22 protein-coding genes and 2 tRNA genes are annotated in these 20248 nt (G+C 51.0%); 5 read left to right on the top strand and 19 right to left on the bottom strand.

Translation table 11 applies throughout. The features are described from left to right. Nucleotides 1-124: 124 nt before the first annotated feature. Nucleotides 125-201: transfer RNA gene (locus FEK66_RS18980), tRNA-Met, on the bottom strand. 347 nt (nucleotides 202-548) lie between these two features. Here FEK66_RS18980 and argG point away from each other — a divergent pair. Next, the gene (gene argG / locus FEK66_RS18975; protein ID WP_135495197.1) at nucleotides 549-1892 is read left to right on the top strand and encodes an argininosuccinate synthase; all 1344 of its coding nucleotides are present in this window, start codon (nucleotides 549-551) and stop codon (nucleotides 1890-1892) included. Between the two features lie 275 nt (nucleotides 1893-2167). On the opposite strand, the gene FEK66_RS18970 is transcribed toward argG, so the two are convergent. The 6 genes from FEK66_RS18970 to rlmE form a co-directional block, all read right to left on the bottom strand. Next, nucleotides 2168-2254: transfer RNA gene (locus tag FEK66_RS18970), tRNA-Leu, on the bottom strand. Between the two features lie 14 nt (nucleotides 2255-2268). Further along, nucleotides 2269-2601, bottom strand: a complete 333-nt coding sequence (gene secG, locus FEK66_RS18965; protein WP_001295556.1) for a preprotein translocase subunit SecG — start codon at nucleotides 2599-2601, stop codon at nucleotides 2269-2271. Between the two features lie 227 nt (nucleotides 2602-2828). Then, nucleotides 2829-4166 carry a phosphoglucosamine mutase gene (gene glmM, locus FEK66_RS18960; protein WP_000071134.1) on the bottom strand — a complete coding sequence of 446 codons (1338 nt, stop codon included), beginning with the start codon at nucleotides 4164-4166 and terminating at the stop codon, nucleotides 2829-2831. Beyond that, nucleotides 4159-5007 (bottom strand): dihydropteroate synthase, encoded by an 849-nt coding sequence (gene folP / locus FEK66_RS18955; RefSeq protein ID WP_135495198.1) that lies wholly within the window; start codon nucleotides 5005-5007, stop codon nucleotides 4159-4161. The genes glmM and folP overlap by 8 nt, the downstream gene beginning before the upstream one ends. 89 nt (nucleotides 5008-5096) lie before the next feature. Next, nucleotides 5097-7031 carry an ATP-dependent zinc metalloprotease FtsH gene (gene ftsH / locus FEK66_RS18950; protein ID WP_064529531.1) on the bottom strand — a complete coding sequence of 645 codons (1935 nt, stop codon included), beginning with the start codon at nucleotides 7029-7031 and terminating at the stop codon, nucleotides 5097-5099. A gap of 99 nt (nucleotides 7032-7130) precedes the next feature. Further along, the gene (rlmE, locus tag FEK66_RS18945) at nucleotides 7131-7760 is read right to left on the bottom strand and encodes a 23S rRNA (uridine(2552)-2'-O)-methyltransferase RlmE (RefSeq protein WP_000145975.1); all 630 of its coding nucleotides are present in this window, start codon (nucleotides 7758-7760) and stop codon (nucleotides 7131-7133) included. A 126-nt stretch (nucleotides 7761-7886) separates the two neighbouring features. Here rlmE and yhbY point away from each other — a divergent pair, with 126 nt between their 5' ends. After that, on the top strand, nucleotides 7887-8180 hold the full coding sequence (gene yhbY, locus FEK66_RS18940; RefSeq protein WP_001054420.1) for a ribosome assembly RNA-binding protein YhbY: 294 nt from the start codon (nucleotides 7887-7889) through the stop codon (nucleotides 8178-8180). A gap of 155 nt (nucleotides 8181-8335) precedes the next feature. Here the strand turns inward: yhbY and greA are convergent, their stop codons facing one another. After that, nucleotides 8336-8812, bottom strand: a complete 477-nt coding sequence (greA, locus tag FEK66_RS18935; RefSeq protein WP_064529530.1) for a transcription elongation factor GreA — start codon at nucleotides 8810-8812, stop codon at nucleotides 8336-8338. 247 nt (nucleotides 8813-9059) lie between these two features. Between greA and dacB the strand changes: the two genes are divergently transcribed. Further along, nucleotides 9060-10493, top strand: a complete 1434-nt coding sequence (gene dacB / locus FEK66_RS18930; RefSeq protein WP_130204590.1) for a serine-type D-Ala-D-Ala carboxypeptidase — start codon at nucleotides 9060-9062, stop codon at nucleotides 10491-10493. A 185-nt stretch (nucleotides 10494-10678) separates the two neighbouring features. Here the strand turns inward: dacB and cgtA are convergent, their stop codons facing one another. From cgtA to rplU, 4 genes are all read right to left on the bottom strand, one after another. Further along, complete coding sequence (gene cgtA / locus FEK66_RS18925; protein ID WP_000673561.1) at nucleotides 10679-11851, bottom strand: Obg family GTPase CgtA; 1173 nt, start codon at nucleotides 11849-11851, stop codon at nucleotides 10679-10681. Nucleotides 11852-11866: 15 nt separating this feature from the next. Next, a complete protein-coding gene (locus FEK66_RS18920; protein ID WP_130204588.1) occupies nucleotides 11867-12832 on the bottom strand; it encodes a DMT family transporter in 966 nt (321 codons plus the stop codon). 125 nt (nucleotides 12833-12957) lie between these two features. Next, nucleotides 12958-13215, bottom strand: coding sequence for a 50S ribosomal protein L27 (gene rpmA, locus FEK66_RS18915; protein ID WP_000940595.1), 258 nt, complete (start codon nucleotides 13213-13215; stop codon nucleotides 12958-12960). A 20-nt stretch (nucleotides 13216-13235) separates the two neighbouring features. Next, nucleotides 13236-13547 (bottom strand): 50S ribosomal protein L21, encoded by a 312-nt coding sequence (gene rplU / locus FEK66_RS18910; RefSeq protein ID WP_000271401.1) that lies wholly within the window; start codon nucleotides 13545-13547, stop codon nucleotides 13236-13238. A gap of 258 nt (nucleotides 13548-13805) precedes the next feature. Here rplU and ispB point away from each other — a divergent pair, with 258 nt between their 5' ends. Both ispB and sfsB read left to right on the top strand, forming a co-directional pair. Continuing rightward, on the top strand, nucleotides 13806-14777 hold the full coding sequence (ispB, locus tag FEK66_RS18905) for an octaprenyl diphosphate synthase (RefSeq protein WP_130204586.1): 972 nt from the start codon (nucleotides 13806-13808) through the stop codon (nucleotides 14775-14777). 226 nt (nucleotides 14778-15003) lie between these two features. Next, nucleotides 15004-15282 (top strand): DNA-binding transcriptional regulator SfsB, encoded by a 279-nt coding sequence (gene sfsB, locus FEK66_RS18900; RefSeq protein WP_064529526.1) that lies wholly within the window; start codon nucleotides 15004-15006, stop codon nucleotides 15280-15282. A gap of 47 nt (nucleotides 15283-15329) precedes the next feature. Here sfsB and murA read toward each other — a convergent pair whose 3' ends face one another. The 7 genes from murA to mlaF all read right to left on the bottom strand — a co-directional run bounded on the left by murA (nucleotide 15330) and on the right by mlaF (nucleotide 20160). Then, on the bottom strand, nucleotides 15330-16589 hold the full coding sequence (gene murA, locus FEK66_RS18895; protein ID WP_130204584.1) for a UDP-N-acetylglucosamine 1-carboxyvinyltransferase: 1260 nt from the start codon (nucleotides 16587-16589) through the stop codon (nucleotides 15330-15332). 54 nt (nucleotides 16590-16643) lie between these two features. Further along, nucleotides 16644-16898 carry a BolA family iron metabolism protein IbaG gene (gene ibaG, locus FEK66_RS18890; RefSeq protein ID WP_010379217.1) on the bottom strand — a complete coding sequence of 85 codons (255 nt, stop codon included), beginning with the start codon at nucleotides 16896-16898 and terminating at the stop codon, nucleotides 16644-16646. A 159-nt stretch (nucleotides 16899-17057) separates the two neighbouring features. Next, nucleotides 17058-17351, bottom strand: coding sequence for a lipid asymmetry maintenance protein MlaB (gene mlaB / locus FEK66_RS18885; protein ID WP_130204582.1), 294 nt, complete (start codon nucleotides 17349-17351; stop codon nucleotides 17058-17060). After that, nucleotides 17351-17986: a phospholipid-binding protein MlaC gene (gene mlaC / locus FEK66_RS18880; RefSeq protein ID WP_130204580.1), complete on the bottom strand. Its 636-nt coding sequence runs from the start codon at nucleotides 17984-17986 to the stop codon at nucleotides 17351-17353. The genes mlaB and mlaC overlap by 1 nt, the downstream gene beginning before the upstream one ends. Nucleotides 17987-18004: 18 nt before the next feature. Continuing rightward, entirely contained in the window at nucleotides 18005-18556 is a 552-nt protein-coding gene (gene mlaD, locus FEK66_RS18875) for an outer membrane lipid asymmetry maintenance protein MlaD (protein ID WP_130204578.1), read from the bottom strand. 4 nt (nucleotides 18557-18560) lie between these two features. Continuing rightward, nucleotides 18561-19343 carry a lipid asymmetry maintenance ABC transporter permease subunit MlaE gene (gene mlaE, locus FEK66_RS18870; RefSeq protein ID WP_000925792.1) on the bottom strand — a complete coding sequence of 261 codons (783 nt, stop codon included), beginning with the start codon at nucleotides 19341-19343 and terminating at the stop codon, nucleotides 18561-18563. Nucleotides 19344-19350: 7 nt separating this feature from the next. Then, on the bottom strand, nucleotides 19351-20160 hold the full coding sequence (gene mlaF / locus FEK66_RS18865) for a phospholipid ABC transporter ATP-binding protein MlaF (RefSeq protein WP_130204576.1): 810 nt from the start codon (nucleotides 20158-20160) through the stop codon (nucleotides 19351-19353). Nucleotides 20161-20248: the final 88 nt, after the last annotated feature.

The raw sequence follows: 20248 nt of genomic DNA, 5'->3' as shown, positions 1-20248 counted from the left end.
TTTATATAACTGAACCCTATAACCGCAACTGCGGTCTGGAGCACTTTCCAGAAGGATTTTTTCAAATCCCACTACGAAGGCCGAAGTCTTCACAGTATATTTGAAAAAGAACTCTAAGGGAAAGTGGTTGCGGGGGCCGGATTTGAACCGACGACCTTCGGGTTATGAGCCCGACGAGCTACCAGGCTGCTCCACCCCGCGCCTGAAACGTGGCAAATTCTACTCGTTTTGGGTAAAAAATGCAAATACTGCTGGGATTTGGTGTACCGAGACGGGACGTAAAATCTGCAGGTATTATAGTGATCCACGCCACATTTTGTCAACATTTATTGCTAATCACATGAATGAATATCCAGTTCACTTTCATTTGTTGAATACTTTTGTCTTCTCCTGTTCTCCCTTAAGCGCATTATTTTACAAAAAACACACTAAACTCTTCCTGTCTCCGATAAAAGATGATTAAATGAAAACTCATTTATTTTGCATAAAAATTCAGTTAGAGCGGAAATCCAGGCTCATCATCAGTTAATTAAGCAGGGTGTTATTTTATGACGACGATTCTCAAGCATCTCCCGGTAGGTCAACGTATTGGTATCGCTTTTTCTGGCGGTCTGGACACCAGTGCCGCACTGCTGTGGATGCGAAAAAAGGGAGCGGTTCCTTATGCATATACTGCAAACCTGGGCCAGCCAGACGAAGAGGATTACGATGCGATCCCTCGTCGTGCCATGGAATACGGCGCGGAGAACGCACGTCTGATCGACTGCCGCAAACAACTGGTGGCCGAAGGTATTGCCGCTATTCAATGTGGCGCATTTCATAACACTACTGGCGGCCTGACCTATTTCAACACGACGCCGCTGGGCCGCGCCGTGACCGGTACCATGCTGGTTGCTGCCATGAAAGAAGATGGCGTGAATATCTGGGGTGACGGCAGCACCTATAAAGGAAACGATATCGAACGTTTCTATCGTTACGGTCTGCTGACCAATGCTGAACTGCAGATTTACAAACCGTGGCTTGATACTGACTTTATTGATGAACTGGGCGGCCGTCATGAAATGTCTGAATTTATGATTGCCTGCGGTTTCGACTACAAAATGTCTGTCGAAAAAGCCTACTCCACGGACTCCAACATGCTTGGTGCAACGCATGAAGCGAAGGATCTGGAATACCTCAACTCCAGCGTCAAAATCGTCAACCCGATTATGGGCGTGAAGTTCTGGGATGAGAGCGTGAAGATCCCGGCAGAAGAAGTCACAGTACGCTTTGAGCAAGGTCATCCAGTGGCGCTGAACGGTAAAACCTTTAGCGACGACGTAGAAATGATGCTGGAAGCTAACCGTATCGGCGGTCGTCACGGCCTGGGCATGAGCGACCAGATTGAAAACCGTATCATCGAAGCGAAAAGCCGTGGTATTTACGAGGCTCCGGGGATGGCACTGCTACATATCGCTTATGAACGTCTGTTGACCGGTATTCACAACGAAGACACCATTGAGCAGTATCATACACATGGTCGTCAATTGGGCCGTCTGCTGTACCAGGGGCGTTGGTTTGACTCCCAGGCGCTGATGCTGCGTGACTCTCTGCAACGCTGGGTTGCCAGCCAGATAACAGGTGAAGTGACGCTGGAACTGCGTCGCGGGAACGACTACTCGATCCTCAATACCGTCTCTGACAACCTGACCTATAAAGCAGAGCGTTTGACCATGGAGAAAGGCGACTCTATGTTTACGGCTGAAGATCGTATTGGTCAACTGACCATGCGTAACCTGGATATTACCGATACCCGCGAGAAGCTGTTCGGTTATGCCAAAACTGGACTGCTCTCCTCCTCCGCCTCTTCGGGCCTGCCGCAGGTGGAGAATCTGGAAAATAAAGTTAAGTAATCTCAGAGCTTTCATGCTAAAGGCCGCCGATGCGGCCTTTTTTACGACCAATATAATGTGATCGCGCATAACGATTTAGATGTCTGTTCCAGCAAAGCTGGCCAATGTCATGAGTTGATTAATATCGCTTGTCGCATGCAAAACTGAAGCTGAACGAACTATTGCGCCGATTCGTTTGACGTTCGAAAGGCTACGGAAATTGGTCAAGTTGATGACATTCAGGACGGGTCATTAAAACGAAAAAAGACGCTTTTCAGCGTCTCTTTTCTGGAATTTGGTACCGAGGACGGGACTTGAACCCGTAAGCCCTATTGGGCACTACCACCTCAAGGTAGCGTGTCTACCAATTCCACCACCTCGGCACGGATACTGCTTTTTAGTTCGGGATATCGCTGGTCGGCTTAGCCGGAGCAGCTGGCTGAGTTTGTTCGGTTTTCGCCGGCGCACTCAGGTTTTCCCATTCGCTACCTTTATTGGTTTTGTTGCTATTGATGTTACCCAGCACCAGACTGATGATGAAGAATAACGTTGCCAGCAGCGCCGTCATGCGGGTCATGAAGTTACCAGAACCACTTGAACCAAACAGCGTAGCGGAAGCGCCTGCTCCGAAGGAGGCTCCCATATCAGCGCCTTTACCTTGCTGCAGCATGATCAGACCTACAAGGCCAATTGCTACAATAAGGAAAACTACTAAAAGAGCTTCGTACATAATCAACCTGTTCCTTGCGGAGTTGCCGCGTACCAATGCTTCAACCAATAAAGCGGGAGTTTTTAATCTTTCCCACTGAAGCGGGTGTGAATACTAACCAAAGCGAATGACCTTCGCAAGGGCAATTTTATTGCATTGTATCAACTGCGGAAAAAAACAGCAAAACCGATGTACTTAAGAAGAACAAAGGCGACAATCGCCGCCTTTTTAGCCAGTTAGCTATCGAATCAAACTGCTTTTACCGCGTCAGCGATGCGATGCGCAAATTCGGTTACCTGCGCTTCGTCTTCACCTTCTACCATCACGCGAATTAACGGCTCGGTGCCAGATTTACGCAGCAACACGCGTCCACGGTTGCCCAGCGCAGCTTCAACCTCTGCGGTCACGGCTTTAACTGACTCATGCTCAAGCGGATCGCCGCTACCTGCGGTGTAACGCACATTAACCAGAATCTGCGGGAACATTTTCATGCCGCTGCAAAGGTCGTGCAGGCTCATATGGTTACGCGCCATAGCCGCCAGGACCTGCAAACCTGCAACAATGCCATCACCGGTGGTGGTTTTATCCAGCAGGATCACATGACCGGAGTTCTCGGCACCGATGCGCCAGCCTTTCTCCTGCATTTTTTCCAGTACGTAGCGGTCGCCCACTTTCGCACGAGCAAATGGAATACCTAACTGTTTCAGCGCCAGTTCCAGCCCCATGTTGCTCATCAATGTACCCACCGCGCCACCACGCAGCTGGCCCTGACGAAGACCTTCACGCGCGATGATATACATGATCTGATCGCCATCGACTTTATTACCTTCATGGTCAACCATAATCACGCGGTCGCCGTCACCGTCAAAGGCGATACCGAGATCTGCTTTTTCAGCCAGTACGCGCGCCTGTAACGCACGAACATCAGTTGCGCCCACTTCGGCATTGATGTTTACGCCGTTCGGCTCACAACCGATAGCGATAACATTCGCTCCCAGCTCGCGCAGCACGTTCGGCGCAATGTGATAAGTCGCGCCGTTGGCGCAATCCACCACAATTTTCAGTTCGCTCAAACTAAGTTCATTCGGGAACGTGGCTTTACAAAATTCGATATAGCGCCCCGCTGCGTCAACGATACGGCTGGCTTTACCCAGTTCTGCCGAATCAACGCAGCTAATCTCTTTTTCCATTTCAGCTTCAATGGCTTCTTCAACTGCATCCGGCAGCTTGGTGCCGTCAATAGAAAAGAATTTGATCCCGTTATCATAGAATGGGTTATGTGATGCAGAAATTACAATCCCAGCTTCGGCGCGGAAGGTACGCGTCAGATAAGCCACGGCCGGTGTTGGCATTGGACCGGTAAAGAGCGCGGAAAGACCGGCAGCCGCCAGACCCGCCTCCAGCGCCGACTCCAGCATATAGCCAGAAATACGGGTGTCTTTACCGATAATAATCTTGCGGGAACCATGACGTGCCAGCACTTTACCCGCAGCCCACCCCAGCTTAAGCACAAAATCAGGCGTGATCGGCGCATCCCCAACACGACCACGAATCCCATCGGTACCGAAATATTTACGATTACTCATAGCGTTTGTTTTCCTTTGCAGACAGAGTGGCTTCCACCACTCGCATCGCTTCTACGGTTTCTTTGACGTCATGAACACGAATAATGTGCGCGCCTTGCATTGCGGCAATGACCGCACAGGCCAGACTACCGCTCAGGCGCTCGGACGGCCCCACGTTCAACAGCTGTCCAATCATCGATTTTCGTGACATACCCACCAACAGCGGCAGGTTGAAATGATGAAATTCAGCCAGACGCGCCAGTAATGCATAGTTGTGATGGAGATTTTTACCGAAACCGAATCCGGGGTCGAGCAACAATTTCTCTTTTGCGATACCAGCCTGTTCGCAGCGTGCTATTTGCTCAACAAAGTAGCGATTTACCTCGGCAAAGACATCGTCATACTTTGGCGCTTCCTGCATAGTCTTTGGATTTCCCTGCATATGCATCAGGCATACTGGCAAACCAGTTGCAGCAGCAGCTTCGAGGGCGCCGGGTTCGGAAAGGGAGCGGATATCATTAATGATGTGAGCGCCTGCTTTCGCTGACTCACGGATCACTTCCGGTTTGGATGTATCTACCGAGATCCAAACTTCAAATCGTTGCGCAATTGCCTCAACGACTGGAATAACACGCTGCAACTCTTCTTCAACGCTCACTTCCGCAGCCCCTGGACGTGTGGACTCGCCGCCAACGTCAATGATCGTTGCGCCAGCATTGATCATCAGATTCGCATGTTTCACCGCATCAATCAGCGAATTATGCGTGCCGCCATCGGAGAAAGAATCAGGCGTGACGTTGAGGATCCCCATTACGTGAGGATGGCTAAGGTCCAGTGAAGAGCCCTGGGCAAAGAGTTTCATGGTGTTATCCCTGGTATGAATTGATAAGAAAAAACCCCGGAGCACGCCCCGGGGTTTTCGGTACAAATACAGTCATCTGATGCGGGAACTTACTTGTCGCCTAACTGCTCTGACATGGTGTTACCCGGGTTCGGCGTACGCGGTTCATCAACCGGACGAGGAGCCTTTGGACTACCATTGTCGCCAGAATTGTTAGAAGCGCCTGGTTCTTCCCAGCCCGCTGGCGGGCGTACATCGCGACGTGCCATCAGGTCGTCAATCTGCGGTGCATCGATGGTTTCATATTTCATGAGCGCATCTTTCATTGCATGCAGAATATCCAGGTTGTCGTTCAACAACTGACGCGCACGATTGTAGTTACGCTCAATCAGTAACTTCACTTCCTGGTCGATGATACGCGCAGTTTCATCGGACATATGTTTCGCTTTCGCCACGCTACGACCGAGGAACACTTCACCCTCTTCTTCCGCGTACAGCAGCGGACCAAGTTTTTCGGAGAAGCCCCACTGAGTCACCATGTTACGTGCCAGGTTGGTCGCAACTTTAATATCGTTGGACGCACCGGTAGAAACATGTTCCGGCCCGTAGATGATCTCTTCTGCCAGACGACCACCGTACAGCGTAGAAATCTGGCTTTCCAATTTCTGACGGCTGGCGCTGATTGCGTCGCCTTCAGGCAGGAAGAAGGTCACACCCAACGCACGTCCGCGCGGGATAATCGTCACTTTGTGCACCGGATCGTGTTCCGGCACCAGGCGACCGATAATCGCGTGGCCTGCTTCGTGATACGCGGTAGATTCTTTCTGCGCTTCCGTCATCACCATGGAGCGACGTTCTGCACCCATCATGATTTTGTCTTTCGCTTTTTCGAACTCAACCATCGATACAACGCGTTTGTTGCCACGAGCGGCGAACAGTGCTGCTTCGTTCACCAGGTTCGCCAGGTCAGCACCGGAGAAACCTGGGGTACCACGGGCAATGATTGCCGCGTCAATATCTGGTGCCAATGGTACGCGACGCATGTGAACTTTCAGGATCTGCTCACGACCGCGAACATCTGGCAAGCCAACCACAACCTGACGGTCGAAACGACCAGGACGCAGCAGCGCCGGGTCCAGAACGTCCGGACGGTTAGTCGCGGCGATAACGATGATACCTTCGTTACCTTCGAAGCCATCCATCTCAACCAGCATCTGGTTCAGAGTCTGTTCACGTTCATCGTGACCACCGCCCAGACCTGCGCCACGTTGGCGGCCGACGGCGTCGATTTCATCGATAAAGATGATACACGGTGCCGCTTTCTTCGCCTGTTCGAACATGTCACGAACACGGGATGCCCCCACACCGACGAACATTTCTACGAAGTCAGAACCGGAGATAGTAAAGAACGGAACTTTCGCTTCGCCTGCAATCGCTTTCGCCAGCAGCGTTTTACCGGTACCCGGAGGACCGACCATCAGGACGCCTTTCGGGATCTTACCGCCGAGTTTCTGGAAGCGGCTTGGCTCGCGCAGATACTCAACCAGTTCAGCAACTTCTTCTTTTGCTTCGTCGCAGCCCGCAACGTCAGCAAAGGTCGTTTTGATCTGATCTTCCGTCAGCATGCGCGCTTTGCTCTTACCGAACGACATGGCACCTTTACCACCGCCGCCCTGCATTTGACGCATGAAGAAGATCCAGACACCAATCAGCAACAGCATCGGGAACCAGGAGATGAAGATAGAAGCCAGCAGGCTTGGCTCTTCAGGCGGTTCACCGACAACCTTGACGTTCTTGGTCAGCAGGTTATCCAGTAACTTCGGATCCTGAACCGGAATGTAAGTGGTATAACGGTTACTATCTTTCTTGGTAACGTTGATTTCACGTCCGTTGATACGCGCTTCACGAACCTGGTCGTTATTGACCTCTTGTAGGAAGGTAGAGTAATCCACCTTACGTCCATTAGACTCGCTGGGCCCAAAGCTCTGGAATACTGACATCAGCACAACGGCAATGACCAGCCAGAGTATTAGGTTTTTCGCCATGTCACTCAAGGGATTAACCTCTTATTACAACTGTGTTAAAAACAGCGTCAGGATACTCTATATCCAGCAGCTTTCAAACTTTCGTCTGAAATCTCCCGGTTAGGGTTTACGCCCGGTCGCTACAATATACACTTCCCGCGAACGTGCACGAGAAGAGTCCGGCTTACGAACTTTGACCTTCGTAAACAGGGAGCGAATTTCCCTTAGATACTCATCGAAACCTTCGCCCTGGAACACCTTCACTACAAAACTGCCACCTGGCGCTAATACATCACGACACATTTCTAGCGCCAGTTCCACCAGATACATGGCACGGGGGATATCCACCGCCGGTGTTCCGCTCATGTTTGGTGCCATATCGGACATGACAACCTGGACTTTGCTGTCGCCTACGCGCTCCAGCAGTGCTTTCATCACCAGTTCATCACGAAAATCGCCCTGAAGAAAGTCCACACCAACGATAGGATCCATAGGTAAAAGATCGCAAGCGATGATACGGCCTTTGCCGCCAATTTGGGTGACCACATATTGTGACCAACCACCTGGCGCAGCACCAAGGTCGACAACCGTCATTCCCGGTTTAAAGAGTTTGTCACTTTGCTGTATTTCATCAAGTTTAAACCAGGCACGGGAACGTAACCCCTTTTTCTGTGCCTGTTGAACATATTTATCGCTAAAGTGTTCCTGAAGCCAGCGACTGGAGCTGGCAGAACGCTTCTTACCTGTCATTTAACTTTCCCATTGGGATAACTCATCGTAACCAATTGCGTAAATTTTTACGCGCCTATTTGGCGATATATGGGAGATGGCGGTAGAATGACCCGTTTTCAATCCCAACGTAAGCAAAAAAATACGATGAATCTGAGTACTAAACAAAAACAGCACCTGAAAGGTCTGGCACATCCGCTCAAGCCAGTTGTTCTGCTTGGCAGTAATGGTTTGACCGAAGGGGTGCTGGCCGAGATTGAACAAGCGTTAGAGCACCATGAACTCATCAAGGTGAAAATCGCCACTGAAGATCGCGAAACTAAAACCTTGATCGTGGAAGCTATCGTGCGCGAAACCGGCGCCTGTAATGTACAGGTCATCGGTAAAACGCTGGTGCTTTATCGTCCAACTAAAGAACGTAAAATCTCGCTGCCACGCTAAGATTATCCTAAAGTTACACACATTTGCTGTGTAAAACGAGGGATTTTCCGCAAGCAGGAGAGCAAAATGCCACGCTCTGTTCGTTGATAAAAGGCCGCATAGCGGCCTTTTTCCTTTCTTTACAATACATCAACATTTTGAGTATTGGGTAATTCTTACAGGTATTCCACCTTAATTACTTCAAATTCTACATCGCCGCCCGGCGTTTTGATGACCACTACATCATCTTCTTCTTTGCCAATCAGTCCACGAGCGATAGGCGAGTTTACAGAAATCAGGTTCTGTTTAAAGTCAGCTTCGTCATCGCCTACGATGCGATAGGTCTGTTCTTCATCAGAATCCAGATTCAAAACCGTCACGGTAGCGCCAAAAATCACGCGACCATTGTTTGGCATTTTGGTGACATCAATTACCTGCGCGTTCGACAGCTTGGCTTCGATATCTTTGATACGGCCTTCGCAAAAACCCTGCTGCTCACGCGCAGCGTGGTATTCGGCGTTCTCTTTCAGGTCGCCATGCTCACGCGCTTCCGCGATAGCAGCAATGATTTCAGGACGGCGCACAGATTTCAGAAAATCCAGCTCTTCGCGTAATTTTTCAGCGCCGCGTAAGGTCATCGGAATAGCTTGCATTTGTTATACCTCTTGAATATTCCTGATGGGGAGAGTCTCCACTCGCCCCGGCTGTTCGGCATGCCCGGCACAACTCCTCGTCGGGGCCAGAAGCAAAAAAATACCGACCCGGGAACAGGTCCCAGGCCAGCAATAATTCACATTTTGATAGTCATTTTACCCTGAAGTTCCCGAAGGGTCATCGTTTACTTTATAGGGCGTTGCGCCGTAGTATGACGGCTCGATTCCAGGTTGTTAGCGCGAGATTATGCGATTTTCCAGATTTATCATCGGATTGACCAGCTGTATAGCGTTCAGTGTTCAGGCCGCGAATGTTGATGAGTACATTACTCAACTCCCCGCTGGCGCCAACCTTGCCCTGATGGTGCAAAAAGTCGGCGCGTCTGCCCCCGCTATTGATTACCATAGTCAGCAAATGGCGCTGCCCGCCAGTACGCAGAAGGTGATCACTGCGCTGGCGGCGTTGATTCAACTTGGCCCCGATTTTCGTTTCACCACTACACTTGAAACCAAAGGCAATGTGGAGAACGGCGTACTCAAGGGTGACTTAGTGGCGCGATTTGGTGCCGATCCGACGCTAAAACGTCAGGATATTCGTAATATGGTGGCGACCCTGAAAAAATCAGGCGTCTCCCAAATCGATGGCAATGTGTTCATAGACACGTCCATTTTTGCCAGTCACGATAAAGCCCCCGGCTGGCCCTGGAACGATATGACACAATGCTTTAGCGCCCCGCCTGCCGCCGCCATTGTTGACCGCAATTGCTTTTCCGTCTCGCTCTACAGTGCCCAAAAACCCGGTGATATGGCCTTTGTTCGCGTGGCCTCTTATTACCCTGTGACTATGTTCAGCCAGGTACGCACTCTCCCCCGAGGTTCAGCCGAAGCGCAATATTGCGAGCTGGATGTGGTGCCAGGCGACCTTAACCGCTTTACGTTAACCGGATGCCTACCACAACGTTCAGAGCCGCTACCGTTGGCTTTTGCCGTACAGGATGGCGCCAGCTACGCCGGAGCGATTCTGAAAGATGAGTTAAAACAGGCAGGCATTACCTATTCCGGCACGCTACTGCGACAAACGCAGGTTAACGACCCAGGAACGGTGGTTGCCAGTAAACAGTCGGCCCCTTTGCACGATCTGCTTAAGATTATGCTGAAAAAGTCCGACAACATGATCGCCGATACCGTCTTTCGCATGATTGGTCATGCGCGCTTTAATGTCCCGGGGACATGGCGTGCCGGGTCGGACGCCGTGCGTCAGATCCTGCGTAAGCAGGCGGGTGTGGATATTGGCAACACGATTATTGCAGATGGTTCGGGGCTTTCACGGCATAACCTGATTGCACCAGCCACCATGATGCAGGTGCTGCAATACATTGCCCAACACGACAATGAGCTTAACTTTATCTCAATGCTACCTTTAGCAGGCTACGATGGTTCGTTGCAGTACCGTGCAGGTCTGCATCAAGCGGGCGTAGATGGTAAAGTTTCAGCGAAAACAGGTTCGTTGCAGGGCGTGTATAACCTGGCAGGATTCATCACCACAGCAAGCGGGCAACGAATGGCGTTCGTACAATATCTTTCTGGTTATGCAGTAGAACCCGCGGATCAGCGTAATCGCCGTATTCCGTTGGTACGTTTTGAAAGCCGTTTGTATAAAGATATTTACCAGAACAATTAGTCAAAAAGAAACCCCGGCACATGACCGGGGTTTCAGATTATTGACAAAGTGCGTTTTGTTTATGCCGGATGCGCCGTGAACGCCTTATCCGCCCTACAAAATCTTTCAAATTCAATATATTGCAATCATCTTGTAGGCCTGATAAGTGTAGCGCATCAGGCTTATTTGGCATTGGTCATCAGTGATTAACGCTTGTAAATGAACTCAACGCCTTCTTCGTCGTCTTCGTCCCAGTCGTCATCCCAGTCTTCATCATCCTCTTCAGCAATCTCTTCAAGCTGCTGACGATGATAATCATCCCACATGAATTCGACTTTCTCAGGCTGTTTCGCTTCTTCTGCCTGCACGACCGGGTTTTCAATGATAAAGGTCATCACATCCCAGCAGAGATCTTTCACACCCAGTCCGCTCGCCGCAGAGATCAGATAATATTTATCTTCCCAGCCCAGCGCCTCAGCGATCGCTTTCGCTTTCTCTTCAGCTTCTGCTTTATCCAGCAGGTCGATCTTGTTGAAGACTAACCAGCGTGGTTTCGCCGCCAGATCCTGGCTGTATTTTTCCAGCTCGCTGATAATAATACGCGCGTTTTCAACTGGATCGGTGCCGTCAATCGGATCGATATCGATGAGGTGCAACAGGACGCGGCAACGTTCCAGGTGCTTCAGGAAGCGAATACCCAGACCTGCGCCTTCCGCAGCACCTTCAATCAACCCCGGGATATCAGCAACAACGAAGCTCTTCTCGTTGTCCATACGTACCACGCCCAGGCTTGGTACCAGAGTAGTAAACGGATAGTCCGCTACTTTCGGTTTAGCCGCCGAGACAGCGCGGATAAATGTCGATTTACCGGCATTTGGCATCCCCAGCATACCGACATCAGCCAGCAGCATCAGCTCCAGCAGCAGCTCGCGCTTATCGCCCGGCGTACCGTTGGTTTTCTGCCGTGGTGTACGGTTAACGGACGATTTGAAACGGGTATTGCCCAGACCGTGCCAGCCGCCCTTGGCAACCAGCAGACGCTGACCGTGTTTGGTCATATCGCCCATGGTTTCACCGGTACCCTGGTCGATTACACGCGTACCTACCGGCACTTTAATCGTCACGTCTTTACCGCGCTTACCGGTACAATCGCGGCTTGCGCCGTTCTGACCGCGCTCTGCACGGAAAGATTTTTCAAAACGATAATCGATAAGCGTGTTCAGGTTCTCGTCGGCTTCCATCCATACGTCACCACCGTCACCGCCGTCGCCGCCATCCGGGCCGCCTTTCGGAATATATTTTTCGCGGCGGAAGCTCACGCAACCATTACCGCCATCACCTGCAACGACCAGAATCGATGCTTCATCAACAAACTTCATTTTATTCTCCGTAAATCATTCGCCTGCGCGGGGTTGCGATACCACCGTTGTATGCTTACGTAATCCGCCCCAAATACGATGACCAATGGCGGAATACATCGCGCCCGCAACCACGACAAACGCACCGAGATAACCTAAAAGGTTTAACATCGGTCTGGCGAAGAAATCGGGCCAGGCCAGTGATAAAAGATCTGAAAAAAACAGCGTAAACAGTGGGGTGAGCGTGATGATCGCGCTCACCTGCGCTGCCTGCCAGCGAGCCATCGCTTCCGCCAGGGCGCCATATCCTACCAAGGTATTCAGTCCGCAAAAAATTAAACATGCGAGCTGCCAGTGGCTAAGCTGCGCTATCACCCCTGGCTTTGCCAGAGGGAAGAGCGCAATTGTACATAAAGTGTACAGTAAAAACAGGATCTGCGGTGAGGCCAGCCGACGCAATAAAACCTTTTGCGCCACGCCATAACTCACCCAAACCGTCGCCGCACCGACCCCAAAGATAACTCCCCAGGTGTAATCGGTGAGCTTTGTAAATATCTCGACCAGACTGGTATTAAAAAACATGACCAGGCCGCTCAGGAGCATCAATGCCCCTACAACCTGAGTGCTGCGCATTTTCTCTTTCAGGATAAATACGCTGGCAACCATCATGCCAACCGGCGAGAGTTGCCCAATCACCTGCGAAGCGGTCGGGCTCAGGTATTGCAAGGATGAACTGAACAGGATGAAGTTCCCAAACAGCCCAGCGGTCGCCACTGCCAACAAAATCAACCAGCGTGGCTTACGAAACACGCGTAATGGCGGCAACCTCTTCTTCAGTGCAAGAATGGCACCAAGACCAATACTCGCCATCAAGAAACGGTAAAACACGATTGTCGGAGGCTCCATCACCTCCAGCACCTGCTTCATTGCGATTGGCAACGCCCCCCAGCAAATTGCTGTGGTGAGCGCCAAAAGAATGCCAATGCCTGCCTGCTGCTTCATACCGTATTCCCTGCAAAGCGCATTTGCGGATTAACGCCGCACCATGCGCATTTTACCGGTTATCGAATGTAAAAAGCCCCGCAACGTGTTGCGGGGCTTTCATCCGTTACCGGGACGCGAAAAACTTATTCAGCTTCGATGCTGATAAATTTACGGTTTTTCGGGCCTTTAACTTCGAATTTCACTTTACCGTCTGCTTTAGCAAACAGAGTGTGGTCACGACCGCAACCTACGTTAGCGCCAGCGTGGAATTTGGTACCACGTTGACGAACGATGATGCTACCCGCCAGAACGGATTCGCCACCGAAACGCTTAACGCCCAGGCGTTTAGCTTCTGAATCGCGACCGTTACGTGTGGAGCCGCCAGCCTTTTTATGTGCCATTTGAAATCTCTCCTCAGGTCTTAGGCGCTGATGCCAGTAATTTTCACATCAGTGAACCACTGACGATGGCCCTGCTGCTTACGATAGTGTTTACGACGGCGAAACTTAACGATTTTAACTTTCTCGCCACGACCGTGAGCAACAACTTCAGCTTTGATTACGCCGCCATCAACGAAAGGAACGCCGATTTTGACTTCTTCACCGTTTGCGATCATCAGCACTTCAGCGAACTCAACAGTTTCGCCAGTTGCGATGTCCAGCTTTTCCAGGCGAACGGTCTGACCTTCGCTTACTCGGTGTTGTTTACCACCACTTTGGAAAACCGCGTACATATAAAACTCCGCTTCCGCGCACACCTTTTCAATGATTCAGAGTGCGCTATAAATATTCACAATAGGGCGCGAATATTACGCAAAACGCACGCCTTTGACAAGTGCTACAGTCAATACACGAAGAAAAAAAACACAACTTGTACGGTAACGTTTATCTGTGCCATTTTTTCAGTACAATCACTCTATATTCCTAACCATAAACCCTAAGTTGCCTCTGTTCACAGTAAGGTAATCGGGGCGAAAAGCCCGGCTTTTGCGATGAATTTAGAAAAAATCAATGAGTTAACCGCGCAAGATATGGCGGGTGTTAATGCAGCAATTCTCGAGCAGCTTAATTCCGACGTCCAACTGATCAATCAGTTAGGCTATTACATCGTCAGCGGCGGCGGTAAACGTATTCGTCCGATGATTGCTGTACTGGCTGCACGAGCTGTTGGCTATGAGGGGAATGCACATGTCACCATTGCTGCCCTAATTGAGTTTATCCACACGGCGACCCTGCTACACGACGACGTTGTGGATGAATCAGATATGCGCCGAGGTAAAGCTACCGCCAACGCCGCTTTTGGTAACGCTGCCAGCGTGCTGGTAGGCGATTTTATTTATACCCGTGCGTTCCAGATGATGACCAGCCTCGGCTCGCTCAAAGTGCTGGAAGTGATGTCAGAGGCCGTAAACGTCATCGCGGAAGGTGAAGTTCTGCAACTGATGAACGTTAACGACCCGGACATCACCGAAGAGAACTACATGCGTGTTATTTACAGCAAAACCGCACGTCTGTTCGAGGCTGCAGCCCAGTGTTCCGGTATTCTGGCAGGCTGTACGCCGGAAGAGGAAAAAGGCCTGCAAGATTATGGTCGTTACCTCGGCACGGCTTTCCAGCTGATCGACGATTTGCTCGATTACAATGCCGATGGCGAACAGTTGGGCAAAAATGTCGGTGATGATCTGAACGAAGGTAAACCGACGCTGCCGCTGCTGCATGCGATGCATCATGGCACACCAGAACAGGCACAGATGATCCGTTCCGCCATCGAACAAGGGAACGGTCGACATCTTCTGGAACCGGTTCTGGAAGCAATGAACGCTTGCGGCTCTCTGGAATGGACACGTCAGCGTGCGGAAGAAGAAGCAGACAAAGCCATTGCTGCATTGCAAGTGTTGCCGGATACCCCATGGCGAGAGGCGTTAATCGGCCTCGCACACATCGCTGTTCAACGCGATCGTTAATCCCTTCCTGTTATCCCGCGTACTGCGCGGGATAATTCTAATAAACTCCAAAAAACCCTCAATCAATCGCAAAATTGTCTGAAATACAGATAACTTATCTTAATATATTCTGAATATTCACACTCCTTACAGGAACTTTTTAGAACAATGCGCCATCAGGAGTATAGTGGCGTTACCCGGAGTGCATGTTCTGAAAGTAAGCGACTAACTTAAGGAGTGAGGAAAGATGGAGAATAATTTTATTGACTGGCATCCCGCCGATATCATTGCGGGTTTGCGGAAAAGAGGAACGTCAATGGCGGCGGAATCTCGCAGAAATGGTTTGAGTTCCTCGACACTGGCGAATGCATTATCGCGTCCCTGGCCGAAAGGAGAGATGATTATTGCAAAAGCATTAGGAACTGATCCCTGGGTTATCTGGCCATCACGCTATCATGACCCGCTGACCCATGAGTTTATCGACAGATCGCAGTTGATGCGCAGCTACACCAAACCGCAAAAATGAGTAGCCTGGCGGTAGCCCCGCGAACGGGGCTGCCAGCTATCAGACGATTACTCGCCTTTCACACGCTCAATGTTAGCACCAAGCGCGCGAAGTTTGTCTTCAATGCGTTCGTAGCCACGATCGATGTGATAAATACGATCAACAACCGTAGTACCTTCTGCAATGCAGCCAGCCAGCACCAGACTTGCTGAAGCACGCAGATCGGTTGCCATTACCTGTGCGCCGGAAAGTTTTTCAACACCGTGACAAATAACGGTATTGCTTTCAATTTCGGCATGCGCGCCCATACGGCTTAGCTCAGGTACGTGCATAAAGCGGTTTTCAAAGACCGTTTCGGTGATAAATCCGGTTCCTTCTGCCACCAGGTTCAGCAGCGTGAACTGGGCCTGCATATCGGTCGGGAACGCCGGATGCGGCGCAGTACGTACGTTAACGGCCTTCGGACGTTTGCCGTGCATATCCAGGCTAATCCAGTCTTCGCCTACTTCGATGTCCGCCCCAGCGTCACGCAGTTTCGCCAGCACAGCGTCAAGGGTATCTGGCTGGGCGTTACGGCAGATGATTTTGCCGCGAGAGATCGCCGCAGCAACCAGGAAAGTACCGGTTTCAATTCGATCCGGCAGGACGCGGTAAACGCCGCCACCTAAACGTTCTACCCCTTCGATGACAATACGATCGGTACCCTGGCCGCTAATTTTCGCGCCCAGCGTAACCAGGAAGTTCGCGGTATCGACGATTTCCGGTTCACGCGCCGCGTTTTCAATAATCGTGGTGCCTTCCGCCAGGGTTGCAGCACACATAATGGTCACGGTTGCACCAACACTGACTTTATCCATCACGATGTGCGCGCCTTTCAGACGGCCATCGACGGAAGCTTTAACGTAACCTTCTTCCAGTTTGATGGTCGCGCCTAATTGCTCAAGGCCGGAAATATGTAAATCAACCGGACGAGCGCCTATCGTACAACCACCAGGCAAAGAAACCTGCCCCTGACCAAAACGAGCCACCAGCGGCCCAAGCGCCCAGATAGAAGCACGCATGGTTTTAACCAGATCGTAAGGCGCGCAGAAGACATTAACGTCACGGGCATCGATACGCACAGAACCATTACGTTCTACTTTGGCGCCAAGCTGGCTAAGCAGCTTCATTGATGTATCGACGTCTTTCAGTTTCGGGACGTTCTGGATCTCCACCGGTTCTTCCGCCAACAGTGCAGCGAAAAGGATAGGCAGAGCAGCATTTTTAGCGCCGGAAATTGTGACTTCGCCCTGGAGCTTCGTTGGCCCCTGAACACGAAATTTATCCATTTAGTATGTTCTCAGTTAACAATTCATATCCGCTACCGGCGTATCGCCCATAGCTCAAAAGCCGTTCAGTTTGCGATCACGCGCCCACTCCGCAGGGGTATACGCTTTGATCGACACAGCATGAATGCGGTTATCCGCAATATATTCCATCAGCGGACCGTAAACCGTCTGCTGTTTTTTAACCCGGCTCATGCCATCAAACATCTCACCCACGGCAATAACCTGAAAGTGGCTGCCATCGCCGGAAACGTGGACTTCCTGGAGGGAAAGAGCGTTCATCAGCACGCTCTGAATTTCATTATTTTCCATGGGATCTTCATTCATCAGTTAATAAACCAGCGAAACATCTTAGAGCAAAGTTGCGCTGTCATAAATAAGCAAAAAGCCTTGCTGATTAATCAGACAAGGCTCGACTTACTGGTAGGTTTGCCGGACTGGCGGGTAACGCCTTATCCAGCCTGAAAAAAATTAACGAGGCAGAACATCAGACGGCAAATTATACAATTTTGCCAGGGTATACACCTTGTCGTTTACCCCCTGAAGCGTCACGCTGTTGCCTTGCTTTTTCGCCAGATCGATCAGATGGAGCAGCAACGCCAGTCCACCCGTATCAACGCGGGACACTCGACTAAGATCGATGCGGGTAATCCCCCTCACCGCTTCGTCACGCATTTCCCACAGCGGCAGCAGAACGTCCTGATCCAGCTCTCCGGTCAATACCAGGGTGTCACCCGTCTGCATCCAGCTCAGTGACTCGCTCATTATTTTTTCTCTTCCAGGGTGATTTTCTGTTGAGAAATAGACTTCAGTTGTGCGGTCAGACCATCGATGCCTTTCGTGCGCAGTAAAGTCCCCCACTCATTTTGTTTCGTGGTGATCATGCTGACGCCTTCGGCAATCATGTCATAAGCCTGCCACTTGCCAGTCTGAGAGTTTTTACGCCACTGGAAATCGAGACGTACCGGTGGACGGCCATTCGGGTCAATAATGGTGACGCGGATAGGCACAATGGTTTTATCACCCAACGGCTGTTCTGGCGCAATCTGATAGGTCTGACCGTGATACATCGCCAGCGCCTGACCGTAAGCCTGCTTCAGATACTCATGGAAAGCGGCAAAGTAGGCTTCACGCTGGGCTGGGGTCGCGCTTTTGTAGTACTGACCCAGTACCAGCGCACCGGCGTATTTTATCTGTACGTATGGAAGCAGTTCCTGATCGACGATGGTACGCAGGTAATCAGGATTAGCCCGAATTTGCGATTGTTCATTCTTCAGGCGATCGAACGTTTTCTGTGCCGCCTCGTCCATCAGCTTATACGGATTGGTCTGATCTGCCGCGGTTGCCGCACTCAGAGGTGCAATCATTAGCAAAGCGACCATCATTAAACGTTTAAACATGCGTCGGTTCTCCTGAAATTATTTCGTTGTACCCACAGGTTCAGTGGTTTCATTATTACCTGGCACAGCGGCTGGCGCATCGCCACTATTCTTATTGTCATCACCTTTACTGCCGTAAAGGAACTGACCAATGAGATCTTCCAGAACCATCGCAGATTTGGTGTCCTGAATCGTATCCCCCTCTTTCAGAATAGCAGTCCCCAGTTCCGGGTCTTCAAAACCGACGTTTAATGCCAGATATTGTTCCCCAAGCAAACCGGAAGTACGAATGCTCAACGAACTGGTATCAGGAATGTGGTTATAACGTTGTTCAATTTCCAGCGTCACGCGCGGTAGATAGGTTTTCGGGTCCAGCGTAATATCTGCAACCCGGCCGACGACAACACCACCAATACTGACCGGAGAGCGCGCTTTCAGCCCGCCGATATTATCGAACGTCGCATAAAGCGTGTAGGTCGGTTCAGTTCGCATTGACGTCACGTTTGCCGCTTTCAGGCAAACAAACAGCGCCGCCAGCAGTGCTGCTAATAAAAAGATACCCACCCAAATTTCATTTTTTTTCGTTTGCATGAACTCAATTCCCAAACATCAATGCGGTCAGCACAAAATCCAGCCCCAGTACGGCCAGAGACGAGTGGACAACGGTACGAGTGGTTGCCCGGCTAATCCCGGCAGAGGTCGGGATGGCGTCATAACCGTTAAACAGCGAAATCCACGTCACCGTAATAGCGAACACCACGCTCTTAATCAGACAGTTGACCAGATCCATACGCCAGTCGACGGCGTTTTGCATTGCCGACCAGAAGAACCCACTATCAATGCCTTTCCAACTGACGCCAACCAGCGATCCGCCCCAGATCCCCACGGCGACGAAAATTATCGTCAGCAGCGGTAGTGAAATTACCCCAGCCCAGAAACGTGGGGAAATGACGCGGCGCAGTGGATCCACGGCCATCATCTCCATGCTGGAGAGCTGCTCTGTGGCGCGCATCAAACCGATTTCCGCAGTTAACGCCGAACCGGCACGTCCGGCAAACAGCAGTGCTGCGACCACCGGCCCCAGTTCGCGCAGCAGCGACAAGGCCACCAGCATCCCCAGACTGGTTTCCGCACTATAAGTGGTCAGTACCAGATAACCTTGCAGACCCAGCACCATTCCGATGAACACGCCAGAAACCACAATAATCAGCATCGACAGGACGCCGACATTATAGAGCTGACGCACCAACAGCGGCGCATGTTTGCGAAATTCCGGTTTGCCGACCAGCGCATTGAATAACATTAACCCGGCCCGCCCGAACGTTCTCAGGGTTTTAATCCCTTTATGTCCGAGCGACGCCAGCGCATTTAACAGCATGAGTGGCTTAACTCCCTGGTAAAAGATCAGCGTGATAATCGCCGGCAGGATAGCGGAACGGAACTGGTCCGTCAGCAATCCCGTCCAGAAACTGACGTACGCGAGGATCAGGATTCGCCTGCAACGCCTGGGCGCTACCGTGAGCGACAATCTTTTTGTCTGCCAGGATCCAGGCGTGATCAGCAATACTTAAGACTTCCGGCACATCGTGAGAAACCACCACACAAGTTACGCCCAGCGCGCTGTTCAGCTCGGAAATCAGCTTCACCAGGACGCCCATAGTGATGGGATCTTGCCCAACAAACGGCTCATCAAACATGATGAGATCCGGCTCCAGCGCAATTGCACGCGCCAGCGCCGCACGACGCGCCATCCCGCCTGAAAGCTCCGATGGCATAAGTTTGGCCGCTCCGCGCAGCCCCACGGCTTCCAGCTTCATCATCACCGTGCTATGCAGCAACGGTACGGGAAGGTGGGTATGCTCGCGCAGTGGATAGGCGACGTTGTCAAAAACGTTCATATCGGTGAACAGCGCTCCAGACTGAAACAACATGCTCATCCGTTTACGCACGGTATACAGGCGCGAACGAGACATCGCCGGAATATTCTCACCATCAAAAAGGATCTCACCGTGATCTGGCGCGATTTGCCCACCAATCAGACGGAGTAGCGTCGTTTTACCGATGCCTGATGGCCCCATAATCGCCGTGATCTTCCCTCGCGGCACGGTCAGGGAAATATTATCGAAGATGCAGCGATTGCCACGCGTAAAACTGACATCGCGCATATCGACTAAATTCGCCACAGACTGCTCCATAATTCACCCTTTGTCTTGCGTTGATTTTCTAAGCATGGCGCTCAATTTAACCTTGAACCCAACATATTTACAGAATATTACCCGCCGC

Origin of the sequence: Escherichia sp. E1130 (assembly GCF_005781065.1) — a bacterium.
Classification (GTDB): domain Bacteria; phylum Pseudomonadota; class Gammaproteobacteria; order Enterobacterales; family Enterobacteriaceae; genus Escherichia.
The sequence above is the reverse complement of the archived record's forward strand: the minus strand, read 5'-3'. Positions and strand labels throughout refer to the sequence as shown.